This is a genomic window from Luteibacter anthropi (genome assembly GCF_023699965.1).
Lineage (GTDB): Bacteria > Pseudomonadota > Gammaproteobacteria > Xanthomonadales > Rhodanobacteraceae > Luteibacter > Luteibacter anthropi.
Genome location: NZ_CP077072.1, coordinates 2,845,728 through 2,861,154, shown reverse-complemented (window position 1 = coordinate 2,861,154; position 15,427 = coordinate 2,845,728). Strand labels below are relative to the sequence as shown.

At 64.1% G+C, this 15,427-nt stretch carries 1 protein-coding gene (running past one end of the window); it reads right to left on the bottom strand.

What is annotated here, in order from left to right:
• On the bottom strand, nt 1–15,427 hold the 5' portion of the coding sequence (locus KR767_RS12475; RefSeq protein ID WP_250876538.1) for a non-ribosomal peptide synthase/polyketide synthase. Its footprint begins 16,268 nt before the window's first position; 15,427 of the gene's 31,695 nt are visible here — the first part of the coding sequence; it begins with the start codon at nt 15,425–15,427; its stop codon lies off the left edge, out of view.

Sequence of the window (15,427 nt, the reverse complement as noted above, 5' to 3'; positions counted from 1 at the left end):
GGTAGGCCTGGTCGGACTTCAGCGTATCGATGAAGACACGATCCATCGTGAAGACATGGGCCGGGTTCGTTTCGAGCAGGGAGTAGTTCTTCACCAGCCGCTCGTAGTAACGGATGACCGACCAGCCGTCGTACACCATGTGATGGAAACGCAGGGCCACGCACGCGTTGTCCGGCCAGTGGAACATGGCGACCACGCCCTGCCGGTCGTCGGATGCTTTCATCAGCGAACGGTGCCAGTCGCGTATCACCTGCTCCTGTGCTTCAGGTGTTGCCGGCGTATCGATGACAATGCGTTCGAAACGCGTCGCCGGCACCCGTGCTTCATGCTGGCTTCCCGTACGGTTCCATTCCAGCCAGCAGGACTGGTGCTGCGCGATCAGCGCACGCGCGGCGGCGTCCAGTCGCGCGCGATCCGACGACGGCGCGCACCGCATGATGGCCACCGCCTGGTGCGAGCTGCCCTCCGGCGCAGCCTGCTCCTGCAGCCACACGGTCTCCTGGGCCAGCGAAAGCGGATACCAGGCGCCCGTGGCAGGTGCAGGACGATGAAGCATCCGTTCGAGTGCCTCGTGCTGTCCCGAGGACAGCAGACGCGTCACGCTTTCCTGCCATACGTCGCCCACGGAGGCCTGGGGTGCACGGACCGTTCCAGCAAGGAAACTCATGTACAGCGACAGGATCGCTTCCATCGACGCGGCATCGAACAGGTCGGCACTGAAGCTGACATCCGCGACGAGGCTGTCCTGGCCGTGGCGGAAGATGATCGCGATATCGGCACCGCGACCGCTAAGCCCCCGCGATACGGGCTTCACCGCCAGGTCACCCAATGAGATATCCGCATCGGATACCGACTGCTGCAACTGGCAGAACACCTGGAAGATCGGATCGTGCGAGGCACTGCGCTGCGGATTGACGGCGGCGACGATCTCGGCAAACGGCAGGTCGCCGTGCTCCAGGCCCCACATCAGGGCCTCGACACCTTGCGTCCAGTGATCCTGCACACGGGAAGAAAGCTCTACGCGATGCGGCAGTGCAATGCTGTTGACGAACATGCCGACCATCGATTCGGTGCCCGGCAGGCGACGGCCTTCGGCCACCGTACCCACTACGACATCGCGGCTGCCTGCCAACTGGCCGAGCACGATGGCAAGCGTAGTCTCCAGCAGCACGAAGGGGGTGACCCGGTAGCTGGCCGCCACGCGCTGGATATCCCTGACCAGCGCTGCGGGGCAGGCGATGTCCAGATGACCGGTGTCGTCGCTCATTACCGACGGACGCGAACGATCAAATGGCAGGTTGAGGCAGACCGGCAGGCCGGCCAGTTGCGCGCGCCATGCGCGACGCAGCTCGTCGAGACGACCACCATCCAGGTGACGACGCTGCCATGCGGCGTAATCACGATACTGGTGGGCGGGCGCAGGTAGCGACGGTTCATCGCGCTCATAGGCAACACAAACGTCGCGCCAGATCGCCTGGGACGACACGCCATCCGTCACCGCATGATGGATGTTGAGGACCAGCCACGCCTGCCCGGGTGTTGCCACGAGAAGCGTGGCGGCAAACACGGGACCCTCGAAGCAGTCCGGCAGCCGGCCGGCCTGCTCCTTCGCCAGCGCAACGCCATCATCAGCAACCTGCCGGATCGACAGCCGGAACATGCCTGGCAAGGCAATCACGGGCACGAAGCGTCCCTCTGCACCCATCTCGTAGCGGGTGCGGAGGATTTCGTGCCGTGCGACCACGGCCTGCAACGCCCTCTCCAGACGATCGGGCACAAGCGCCCCCGTCAGCTCAAGGATCATGGATGAGTTCAGCATGCCGCCGTGCGTGGCGGCCAGGTGCGTCGCCAGCATGCGCTCTTCGGCGAAAGACAACGGCATCGTACCGTGGCGATCCACCACGGCCATCGCCGCATCGTCATGCTGTAGCGGCGCTTCATCGAGGGCAATGGCCAGCCCGGCAACCGTCGGTGCCGCAAAGAGTGCGCGCATCGACAGCGAGCGACCGAACACCTGCTGCAAGCGACCCAGTATCCGGATGGCTAGCAGCGAATGACCGCCAAGGGCGAAGAAATTATCGTGGCGGCCCACCCGTTTCAGCCCCAGCAGTTCCTGCCAGATGCCGGCCAGGGCCTCTTCCGTTTCGCCCTGCGGTGCCTCGTAGTCGCCGTGCGCATAGGCATCGTCGTCCGGCACCGGCAACGCCCGGCGATCCAGCTTGCCGTTTGCCGTGAGCGGCAATGCGCCCACGATGACGAAGGCCGACGGCAGCATATACGCGGGTAGCCGTTGGCCCAGATGGGAGCGGAGCACGGGCACGATGCCATCGGCGCCGATCCCTTCGTGAAGTACCACGTAGGCCACCAGGCGCTTTTCGCCATTCGCCACGCTGCGCGCAACGACGGCTGCATCGCGGATGCTCTGCAGTTCAAGCAGGCGGGCCTGGATCTCGCCTGGCTCGATGCGGAAGCCGCGGATCTTCACCTGCTCGTCGTTACGGCCCAGGTAAACCAGGTTGCCGTCCGGGAGGTAACGCACCAGATCGCCCGTGCGATACATGCGCGCCCCGGGCACATCGCTGAAGGGATCGGGCACGAACCGTTCCATGGTCAGCTCAGGTCGCTTCCAGTAACCCTTCGCGACACCGTCGCCACCGATGTGCAGTTCGCCCGGGGCCCCTGGTGGCAGCAACTGTCCACGCGCGTCCAGTACATAGACACAGGTATTGGAGATGGGACGACCGATCGGGATATCCGTCGCATCCTCCGCGACTTCCGTCACGGAAGCCGTGGTCGCATACGTCGTGGTTTCGGTCGGCCCATAGCAGTTCAACAGCAACGGTGCCGTCGGCTGGGCGAGAATGTGACGATACGCTGCCGGTTCGGCGCGCTCTCCGCCGCTCATCAACACACGCAGGCGGGCCAGCACGTGCGGGATTTCCCGCGCGTACTGATTGAAGATCGACGTCGTCGCAAAAAGAACGCTGATGCCGGACGATTCGATGATGGCGGTAAGCGCCGCCGGGTCCAGCAGGACCTGTCGTTCGACCACGACGAGGCTCGCGCCATTGAGCAAGGCGCCCCACAGTTCCATCGTGCTCGCATCGAAGGCCGGGTTGGCGGCCAGTGCGATGCGGTCGGTGGAACGAAAGTCCGCATATCCGTTGTTGAGCACCAGGCGATTCACGCCCCGATGCGTAACGAGTACGCCCTTCGGCGTGCCGGTGGAACCGGAGGTGTAGATGAGATACGCGGGCGTATCGCCCTTGAGCCTCAGCGCAGGATTCGAATCCTGCGCGCAGGCCGATTGCGCCGTACGGATGGAAAGTACCGGAATGCCCGCCGCCTCACCCGCCGGGCGCTCGTCGACAAGAATGCAGCGGACATCCGCATCCGCAAGCGTCCAGGCCTGACGGTCCTCGGGTGTCTCCGGATCGATGGGCACGTAGACAGCACCGCACTTGAGCACGGCCAGTTCGGCCACGACCAGGCCGATGCTGCGACCCGCGCGGATCGCAACGTGCTCTCCGGGGCGAATACCAAAGTCGATCAGGGCATGCGCCAGGACATTCGCGCGGCGGTTGAGTTCGTCGTAGGTGAGGCTGATATCCGCATCGACGATGGCCGTGGCGTCAGGCGTCTCAGCCACCCACCCTTCAAACACCTCGTGGATGCGGCGGTCCGCAGGATAAGGCCGCGTCGTGGCGTTACGGGTTTCCAGCAACAGGGCACGCTGCTCCTGCGGCAGGATGGCCAGCTCGCCTACGGGTGTGTCCGGTGCATGATCGAGTGCGGTAGCGAGGCTTTCCAGTGCGACCCGCATATAGGCGCAGATCGATCGCGGGTTCAGCGGCGCCATGGTCTGTGCGGTCAGGCCGAGCGAATCGCCACCGTCTTCCACGGAGAGGGTGAGTGGATAGTTCGTCCGCTCTTCGCCATGCAGCACATCCAGCCCGAGGCCGGTATCCACGCCTGAACGAGAGTCCTCGATACGATTGTGGCGATAGTTGAGCAAGGCGGCGAACAGCGGAGCCGGGGCTTCCACACCGCTGCATCGCTGGGCAAGGGCCAGCGATGCATGCTCGTGCCGGAGCAGTTCGGCCAGCTTGCGATGGGCCAGCTGCACGCTCTCGCGCACGCTCGTGCCGTCCAGGTCCAGGCGAATGGGCAAGGTGTTGATGAACAGGCCCATGGCCCGGTCGGCACCTTCACCGGCATGCATACGGCCGAACAGCACCGTACCGAACACGGCCGTATCCTGGCCGCTGCTGCGCGCCACCACCTGGCCCCACGCCAGGTGACACAGGCTCGCAAGGCTCACGCCATGACGACGCGCCTGTGCACGCAGGCGATCGTTGAGTGCCTGCGGCAATGCCTCATGCCACTCCTCGACGTCGTAGTCGTCGGCCTGGGTCTCGCCAACGCCAAACGGCAGGCTGGAAGTTTCCACATCCGCCAGCTGTGCACGGAAATAGGCTTCGTGTTCCGCCTCGCCGATGCCAAGGCGGGCTTGCGCCACGAGGCGGCGGAACGGCTCCGCAGGTGGCAGGCTGCTGCCGTGCCCTGCCAGAATGGTCTTCACCTCGTCGAGCAGGATGTCCAGGCCCGCGTGGTCGATGATGAGGTGATGCAGGCGCAGCACCACATACCAGTGATCTGCCTGCGCATCCCGCGCGATATCGAAGCGCAGCAGGGGGGCGTGGCCCAGATCGACACGGTGCTCGCGCGGGTCCACCTGCTTCATGAGCTGGTCGGCGACCGGACCGCCCGCCTCATCCAGCGTCCACGATGTCACCTCGATCGCGGTGCGCCGCAGGACCACCTGTGCCGGACGCGAAAGCTGGTCCCAGAAGAAGGCGGTACGCAGGATGTCATGACGATCGACGACCTGCTGCACGGCACCGAGGAAACGATCCAGCGAGCCGTGCTCGCGGGTGGAGAGCAGCGCCCGCTGGAGATACGGATCGCCCTTCTCCGCCATCATGTGATGAAACAGGATGCCGTCCTGCAAGGGTGAAAGGGCGTAGATATCCTGGATATTGGACACGCCACCGGGCACCTGGGCCACGATATGGTCGATGTCGGCCTGGGTGAGTTCGATCAGCGGCAGCATCGCCGGATGAATCGCCGTCGTACCTGGATCGATGAGGTTGTCCGGCACCACCACCTCGTGGTTGCCGCCCAGCATCCCTGCCAGCTCACGCAGGGTCGGCGCCGCGAACAGCGCGCGCACTTCCAGCGACAGGCCCTGCCGGCGCAGGCGCTCCATATGCTGGATCGCCAGCAGCGAATGACCGCCCAGCGCGAAGAAGTTGTCGTGGCGGCCGACCTGCTCCACGCCCAGCAAATCCTGCCAGATGCGCGCCAGCGTTTCCTCGACCTCGCCCATCGGGGCTTCGTAACGTTCGCGGACAAAGGCCGCTTCATCCGGTGCGGGCAAGGCCTTGCGATCCAGCTTGCCATTGGGGGTGAGCGGCAGTGCATCGATGAGCACGAAGGCCGACGGCACCATGTAGTCGGGAAGCGCATGGCTGAGCCGGTCGCGTGCATCGGCAATCACCTGGTCGCCGTCGCTTCCGTTACCCGGCACGACATATGCCACAAGGCGTTTGCCACCTGCACCGTCGCCAAGGGCGACCACGGCCACGTCACGCACCGATGCCTGTGCCAGCAGATGCGCCTCGATTTCACCGGGCTCGATACGGAAACCGCGGATCTTCACCTGCTCGTCGTTGCGGCCCAGGTAGACGAGGTTGCCATCCGGAAGATAGCGAGCGAGATCGCCCGTCCGATACATCCGCGCATCCGTGACCACGCTGAACGGGTCGCGCAGGAAGCGCTCGGCGGTCAGGTCCGGACGATTCCAGTAGCCGCGTGCGACACCCACGCCGCCGATGTACAGCTCGCCCACGGCGCCCATTGGCACCGGCTGCTGATACGCATCGAGCAGATACAGGCGCGTGTTTGCGATGGGGCGACCAATCGGCACTACCGTCGTCTCTTCACCGGTCGCCTCGTAGATCGCGCAGCCGACCACGGTCTCGGTCGGACCGTATTCGTTGATCATCCGGATGCCGGGTTGCAGGCGTTTCCAGTCACCCACGACCTGCGGCGGCAGGGCTTCGCCGCCGATGACCAGCGCATCGACGTGGGTAACTGCTCCGCTGGCGCGCAATCCCTTGCCAAGCAGGTCCAGATGGCTCGGCGTGATCTTCAGCAGGCCGGCATCGCTGCGAACCAGGGCTTCCAGTTCATCGATCTCGCGTCCCGAGCCCAGCAGCACCACCTCGGCACCGCACAGCAACGGCGTGACGAGGCTGGTGATGGTTGCATCGAACGCCAGGGAGGACGACACGACGGTACGTCGTGGCGCGTAGGCTCCGACAGACCAGTGCAGGTAGTTCACCGCGGCCCGGTGTTCGATCATCACGCCCTTGGGTATGCCGGTCGAACCGGAGGTGTAGATCATGTAGGCAAGATGGTGCGGGGCCAGATCCTGCACCTGCGGGCGGTCCCCGGGTAAGGCAGCCCAGGGGATATCGTTGCCCAGATCGACGGCAAACAGGTCGGCCGGTAATACACCGAGCACCTCCCGGCCTGTGGCATCGTGAACCAGCAAGGCAGGCTGTGCATCGCCGAGCACCTGGGCAAGACGCTCGCCCGCATACGCCGGGTCGAGCGGTACGTAGGCGCCACCCGCCTTCAGGATCGCCAGCAGCCCCACCACCATGTCCACGCTGCGCTCCGCGCACAGGGCCACGCGGTCATCCGGACGTACGCCGCGGTCGAGAAGGTGATGCGCCAGGCGATTCGCGCGGGTGTCGAGGTCTGCATAGCTGACCCGGTCGTCCCCGGCGATCAGCGCAATGGCATCGGGCGTCCGCGTCACCTGGTCTTCGAACATGCGGTGGATGAAGGAGTCCTGCGGATAGTTCTGCTCCGTCGCGTTCCAGGTCTCCAGCAGCAGCGTGCGTTCTCCTTCCGGGAGGATCGCAAGGCCGCGCACGGGACTGGCCGGCGCCGTCTCAAGCGCTGTCGCGAGGCTGGCCAACGCGTGGTGCATGTATGCGCTGACTGCACGCGCATCCAGCGGCCGGACGATCTGGACGGTCAACCCCAGACTATCGCCGCCGTCTTCCACGGACAGCGAGAGGGGATAGCTGGTGCGTTCCTCCGCACTCAGTAGTTCGATGCCCAGCTGACGGATGGCCTCCAGTTCCGTGCCTAGTTCGCGGTTGTGCCGGTAATTGAGTAGCGAACCGAACAGCGGCGCCGGGGCTTGCACGCCGCTGCAACGCTGGGCGAGAGCCAGCGAGGCGTGTTCATGCTGCAACAGGTCAGCGAGCTTGCGATGCGTAAGCATCACGCTCTCCAGTACAGGCGTACTGTCGAGGTCCAGTCGAATGGGCAGCGTATTGATGAACAACCCCATCGCACGATCGGCCCCTTCGCCGCCATGCATGCGACCAAACAGCACCGTGCCGAACACAGCCGTGTCCTGACCACTCGTACGTGCCACGACCTGGCCCCAGGCCAGGTGGCAAAGGCTCGCCAGGCTCACGCCATGGCGACGCGCCTGTTCGCGCAGGCGCTCATTCAACGACGCCGGCAGCGTTTCGTGGAACTCGTCCACGGCCTGTCCATCGCCGTGCACCTCGCTCAGCCCGAAAGGCAGGCTTGGTGTATCCACGTCGGAGAGCTGCGTACGGAAGTAAGCCGCATGGGCATCTTCAGAAACACCGAGGCGGGCCTGGGCAACAAGCTGGCGGAACGGCCGGGCCGGTGCGAGGGACTCCACGCCACCGGCGAGGATCGTCTGCACTTCGTCGAAGAGTATTTCCAGGCCCGAATGATCGCTCGCGAGATGATGCAGGCGCAGCGCGACATGCCAGCGCCCGTTCGCGGCATCGTAGGCGACGTCGAAGCGCAGCAGGGGCGCGCGCTCCAGGTCAACCCGATGATGGCGCGGGTCCACGAGCGCAAGCAGCTGTGTTCCGATCTCACCGGCTTCCGGATCAAGCTGACAGGTCGTCACCTCCACGGCCGCGTGACGCCACACGACCTGTGCCGGTTGCGAGAGCTGGTCCCAGACAAAGCAGGTGCGCAGGATGTCGTGCCGGTCGACGACCGTCTGCACGGCACCCAGGAAGCGATCCAGCAGATCCTTGTCCGCCAGTGCCAGCTCCACGAGCAGCATGTACGGATCGCCCTGCTTCGCCATCAGATGGTGGAAGAGGATGCCGTCCTGCAACGGCGACAGCGCGTAGATGTCCTGGATGTTCGATACACCGCCGGGCACCTTTGCCACGATCCGCTCGATATCCTCGTCGGTCAGATCGATCAAGGGCAACATGGCAGGATGGATGAGGGCCGTATCGTGATGAACCAGGTTCTCCGGCACCACGACTTCGTGATTCTGGCCAAGCATCGCAGCCACTTCGCGCAGGTTCGGCGCAGCAAAAAGCGCCCTTACCTCAAGCGAAAGACCCTGTCCACGAAGTCGTTCCATATGCTGTACGGCAAGCAGCGAATGGCCACCTAACGCAAAGAAATTGTCCGTGCGGCCCACTCTCTCGATGCCCAGGAGCTCCTGCCAGAGCTGTGCCAGTGTCTCCTCGACAGGTCCGAGCGGTGCTTCGTAGCTTTCCCGTGCATAAGCACTATCGTCTGGCGCGGGCAGCGACTTACGATCCAGCTTTCCGTTCGGCGTCAGTGGCAGCGCATCCAGCACGACGAAAGCGGATGGCACCATGTAGTCGGGCAGTCGTTGCGCCAGCTGCGCACGAAGCACTTCAAGCTCGGAGGCCCGATGGGTGCCTGGCTTGAACACGACATAGGCCACCAGGAATTTCCCGCCCGCCGCATCCCTTGCGACAACCGCAGCATCGCGAATACTGTCCTTTTCGAGCAAGCGGCCTTCGATCTCCCCCAGTTCGATGCGAAATCCGCGGATTTTCACCTGGTCATCGTTGCGCCCCAGATAGACGATGGTGCCGTCAGGCTGATGGCGGGCCAGATCACCCGTGCGATACATTCTTGCCCCAGGAATGCCGCTGAACGGATCGGCGACGAAGCGTTCCGCCGTGAGGTCCGGCCGGTTGAGGTACCCTCGCGCCACCTGCACCCCACCGATGTAAAGCTCGCCCACCGCGCCTTGTGGCACCGGCTGGACATAAGCATCCAGCAGGTAAATCGATGTATTCGCGACGGGCTTGCCGATCGGAATATTGTCAGGCAGGTCGTCTCCGATGCACGACCATGCCGTAACGTCTACGGCGGCTTCCGTCGGGCCATACAGGTTATGCAGTGCAACCGAAGGCAGGGCCTCGCGGAAACGCCGGGCCAGCGCGCCCGGCAACGCCTCGCCACTGCACATGACGTGGCGCAGGCCTGGCAAATCACTTGCTTTCCCGCTATCCACGAAGAGCTGAAGCATTGACGGCACGAAATGCAGGATGGTGATGCCATGCCGGCGAATTGCTTCGGCCAGGTAAGACGGGTCTTTATGTCCTTGGGGGCGTGCCATCACCAGATGAGCACCGTTCAGCAAGGGCCAGAAGAATTCCCATACCGATACATCGAAGCCGAAGGGCGTTTTCTGCAGTACGGCGTCACTCTCCGTGAGCCCATAGGCTTCCTGCATCCAGATGAGTCGATTCACCACGCCGAGGTGCTCGTTCATCACTCCCTTCGGCCGTCCCGTCGACCCGGAGGTGTAGATCACATAGGCAAGACTGGAAGGACTGAAGCCCGCAACACTGGGGTTATCAGCTGATCCATGACTCCACGGCCGGGAAGGATCATCCAGCTCAAGCATTACTATCGACGAGTCCACCTGCAACGTGTCGCGTAACGTTGCTGTTGTCAGCAGCACCTTCGGTGCGCAGTCTTCCAGCATCCATTCCAGGCGGTCCACCGGATAAGAAGGATCCAGCGGCACGTAGCCGCCGCCGGCCTTCAGCACGGCAAGCAACCCCGCCACCATGCTTACACTACGCTCGGCATACACGGCTACGCGGACATCCGGGCCAACGCCCTTGTCGATGAGCATATGTGCGATACGATTGGCTTCCGCGTTCAGCCAGCCATAGGTCACCTGTTCCTCGTCGGTAATGACGGCAACGCTACCCGGCGTGCGTTCCACCTGTGCCTCGAACAGCTGGTGGATGCCCAGGTCAGTGGGATAAGAACGCTCTGTAGCGTTCCAGGTCGTTAGCACGCGCGCCCGCTCTTCCGTGCCCAGGATATCGATGCTTCCCACCGGCTGAAGCGGATCGACGACCATCGTGCCAAGCAGGGTCAACAGGGCATCGCGATGACGTTCCATCGTTGCGGTATCAAACAGCGCCGTGGCGTAGCGCAGGTTGCCCTCCAGGCATCCCTCGTGCTCGCCGATATTCAGCTCGATGTCGTACTTCACGGGCATCCAGGGCACGTCCATGATCTCGCCATGGACACCCTCGACGTTCCACTGGCCGATCTCATCGTTATCCCAGGCGAGCATCACCTGGAAGATCGGTGTGTGCTCCAGATGGCGCGGTGGCTGTACTGCCTCTACCACCTGCTCGAACGGCAGGTCCTGGTGAACCTGCGCATCCACCGTTACGCGGCGCACGCGATCCAGCAGGGTGGCCACGTCAGGGCGAGCCGACAGATCGATGCGCAAGGCGAGGCTGTTGACGAAGAAGCCGACCAGGGATTCAGTCTGGACATGACCACGGTTCGCACCGGGAATACCGATGACCAGGTCGTCCTGCCCGGAAAGCCGGCTCAATACCGAAGACCAGGCGGCCAGCACGCCCATGAACAGGGTGGCGCCGTGAGTTTGCGAGAAGGCCTTCAGTCGCGCGGTGGTTACCGCGTCCAGCGATACCGGTACGCTGGCACCCTCGAAGCTCTGCTGCGGCGGGCGCGGCCTGTCCGTCGGCAAGGCCAGCAGCACAGGCGCATCAGCCAGCTGACGCTTCCAGTATGCCGACTGTGCCGCCAGGCGGCCGCCGCTCATCCATGCACGCTGCCATACGGCGTAATCGGGGTACTGGATATCCAGTGCAGGCAGCGGATTACCATGACCTTGCTGGAAAGCATCGTACAGGCTGGACAATTCCTTCAGTAGCACGCCCACGGACCAGCCATCGGAAATGATGTGATGCTGGGTCAGCAGGAAGACGCGATCGTCGTCGGCCAGTTCGATCCAGCGCGCGCGCACCAGCGGCCCCGTCGCCAGATCGAACGGCGCACGGCCTTCCTCCCCATGCAGCCGGTCCATCTCCCCGGACGGGTCGGGTACGTCGCGCAGGTCGTCCTCACGCCACGGCATGCCCTGTCCCGGGGGAAGAAGACGCACCTGGGGAGTGCCTCCCACGCTCACGAAATGGCTGCGGAGGGCTTCGTGTCGATCCCACACCGTATCCAGCGCGCGACGCCAGGTGGCCTTGTCCAGCGGCCCGCGAAGACGCAGGCCGAGGGGAATGTGATAACTCTCGTTGTTGTCATCCAGTTGTGCCAGGAACCACAGGCGTTGCTGGGCGAACGACAGCGGCAGCACGGCGTCGCGCGATACGCCCTCGATCACCACCGAGCCGGTCGGTGTACCGGCCAGGCGCTGTGACACCACCTCGGCGAACCCCGCCAGCGTGGGCGCGGCAAACAGTTCAGACAACGGCAACTCGATCTGGAACAGGGTTGGCAGGCGACCAAGCAGCTTCACGGCCAGCAGCGAGTGGCCGCCGAGAGCAAAGAAATCATCGTCTCGCCCCACGCGATCCACATCCAGCAGTGCCTGCCATGTCGCGGCGAGCGTTTCCTCGACGTCGCCTCGGGGCGCCTCGTACTGCCCGCGGACAAAAGCATCGTCGTCCGGCGCAGGCAGCGCGCGACGATCCAGCTTGCCGTTGGCGGTAAGCGGTAGCGCATCCAGGCGCACGAATGCCGACGGGACCATGTAATCGGGCAGTTGCTGGCCCAGCTGCGTGCGCAGCGCAGGCATCGCGAGGTCGGCATCGTCACCATCGCGCAGCACGACATAAGCGACAAGGCGCTTCTCGCCCGCCGCCTGCACGCGCGCGACGACTACCGCATCGCTCACCGTCTCCACGGCCTTGAGCTTTGCCTCGATATCGCCCAGTTCGATGCGGAACCCGCGGATCTTCACCTGTTCGTCGTTGCGCCCCAGATAAGCCAGCCGGCCATCGGGCAGGAAGCGGACGAGGTCGCCCGTGCGATACATCCGCGCATCGGGAACGCCGCTGAACGGATCGGCAAGGAAACGTTCCGAGGTCAGCTCCGGTCGCCGCCAGTATCCACGTGCGACGCCCGCCCCTCCGACATACAGTTCACCCGTGGCCCCGGGTGGTACCGGTTGCTGGTGCGCATCGAGCACGTAGACGCGCGTATTGGCGATGGGACGACCGATGGACGGCTGGACATCACCCGCCTCGACTGCGCCGGATGTAGCCACCACCGTCGTTTCGGTCGGGCCGTAATTGTTGGTCAGCCGCACATGGGCCGGCAGAGAAGCCGGTACGCCACCGAGGCGGTCGCCACCGACCAGCAGATGACGCAGCCCCTGAGGCAACGTACCTTCCATGGCGAGCTGGGCCAGCGGCGTGACCAGGAACGCGCTATCCAGCGGCTGCTCGCGCCACCATGGCAACAGCAGGGAGGGATCGCGGTTGACCCTTGCCGGTGGCAGGTGCAGCGTGACGCCGCTGGCCAGTGCCGGCCAGATTTCCCAGGCACTGGCATCGAAGGCCATGCCTGCGGTGGCCGTGCTGTGCTGGCCAGGTGCAAGGCCGAAGGTCTCGGCATGCCACGCAATAAGGTTGACGAACGTACGATGCTCGACCATCACACCCTTGGGCGTGCCGGTCGAACCGGAGGTATAGATCAGGTAGGCGAGATCGGATGATCCCAGGCCAGGCACGGCGGGATTACTTACCGGCCCCGTCGACGCGACGGTTGCGTCATCCAGGTCGAAGCTGTCTCCGGCCCGGTCACCCAGGGCGCCTCGTCCCGCGCCATCGGCCAGTATCGCGGCGGGCTCTACATCGGCCAGGATCTGTTCGAGACGCTCGGTGGGATATCCCGGATCAAGCGGCACATAGGCAGCGCCGGCCTTCAGTACCGCGAGCAGTGCTGTCACCAGGCCCGGACTGCGCTGCGCGCACACGGCGACACGATGCTCTCGCCCCACGCCCAGTTCAATCAGATGGTGTGCAAGGCGATTGGCCTTTGCGTTCAACTCTGCATAGGTCAGCAGCTCGTCGTTGCTTACCAGTGCGACTGCGTCGGGATTCTGCTCGACCTGCGCTTCGAACAAGGCATGGATGCAGCGATCGGTGTCGTATGCCCGACCCGTGGCGTTCCAGGTGTCCAGCAACAGATGCCGTTCGTCCGGCGACAGCAGGGCCACGTCCTGCGGACGCGCATTGAGATCGGCAGCGGCCTCGGCCAGGTAATCCAGCAGGCGATCAGCATGGCGCTCAACCGATGCTTCGTCGAACACAGACAGGTTGAAGCGAAGCTCCAGCCCCATGGCTGCCTGACGCCCGAACTGCGTGTAGAGGAACGAGAAACCGGCCTGTGGACCGCTCAGCCATTCCAGATGGGCCGGATCGCCTCCCAGCTCGATACCGCGCTTGAGGAACAGCGTGTTGACGCTGACCTCGACATGGCGCGCATCGAGACCGTGTTGCCTGACCAGTTCACTGAAAGGATAGCGGCCGTGCGTCATCACATGGCGGAAGGCTTCCGCCGATGCACCGATGCGCGCAGCAATCGTCTCGCCGTCAGGCGACAGACGCAGCGGCAGCACCTTGGCGAACTGCCCTAGCGTATCGAGCATGTCGCGCGTGCGGTTGAGATAGGCCACGCCGATGACGATGTCTTCCTCGCCAGCCATGCGTGCCAGGTACATGGCCGTCAGCGCGGTCAGGCATTCCGAGGGAGTGACCGATGCTTCGTCGGCCGCACGCTGGATGGCGGCCTGCAAGTCGGGCGACAAGGTTCGCGTGACCGAAGAAACACGGAACGGTTCGTCGATGGCATGCGGACGATCGGCCAGCGCGGCCAGCAGCGGAGTCTCCGGCAACGTGGCGCAGCCATCGTGCCAGAAGGCACCATCTTCGGAGAACGCCGGTGAATCCTCGTAGATCACATCGGATGGCAGGCAGTCGAGGTAGTGACGACCCGGCGCAAAACGATGTGCCGGATCGCGCGCCAGCAGTGCATAGTTCTTCGCCAGGTTTTCACCCGTGCGGATCGTCGTCCAGCCGTCGGTCACCAGGTGGTGCAGGCGCCAGACAACCCACGATGTGTCAGCCCAATGGAACACCGCCGCGACACCTTTCATATCGATGTCGGCGATGGCATCGCGATGCCACTGGCGGATGATCTCGGTGCGATCCCACTCACCGGCAGTGGATTCGTCGACGAAACTCACACGTGTCGTCATCGGCACCGACGACTGCCTCTGCCAGCCGGCATCGTTCCATTCCAGCCAGAACACCGGGTTCTGTGCGATGACGGCATCGACGGCCGCTTCCAGCAGGGCGCGATCCACCGCCGGGCCGCAACGCAGTACCGATATGGTCTGATACGAGCTTCCCTTTGTTGCCTGTTCTTCTATCCAGATGGCCTTTTGCGCCGTCGACAGCGGATACCAGGCGCCCGTGTCGCTACGTGTGCCGGACAGCAGCCGATCCAGCGCCTGGCGGTTGCCCGTTGCCTGTACTGCTTCCACGCCGGCACGCCATGCACTGTCCAGTGGTACCGAGGAATCATCGAGCGCCGTCGTCACGAAGGACAGGTAAAGCGATACCAGCCGTTGCACGGTCGACGTATCGAATAGTCGCTCGTCATAGGCCGCTTCAAGCGTCAGCGTACCGTCGGTCTGCCTTGCCTCGATGGCAAAGTCGACTCCGGGTGGAACCGCTGCAACGCCTCCGGCTGACCACGCGAAGAAAACCTGGAAGACCGGATGGTGTGCGCTATCGTTGTCGAGGCCCAGCGCTGACACTACCTCCGCAAACGACAGGCCGGCGTGGTCGCGGGCCCACTGCCATGCCTGCGTGGTCTGCTCCCATACGTTACGGACCGGCGACGATGCATCGATCCGATAGGGCAAAGCGCTGGGATCATCGACACCATTGTCGTTGGCGCCGATCACGATGTCGCGGCTCCCGGCCAGCCGGGCACACAGGTACGCGAAGCTGCCGGCCAGGATCGCCAGGGGCGTCGATGTGATGGCTGTCGCAGTATCGATCAGTGCTTCGGACATGCCCGAAGGACAGGCCACCGTGCAACGCGACAACCCATCGCCTGCACGCAAGGAGCGCGGCCGGTCGAACGGAAGATCGATGCGTACCGGCTGGCCGGCGAGATGTGCGCGCCAGGCGCGGCGAAGCTCAACGAGACGTTCGTTCAT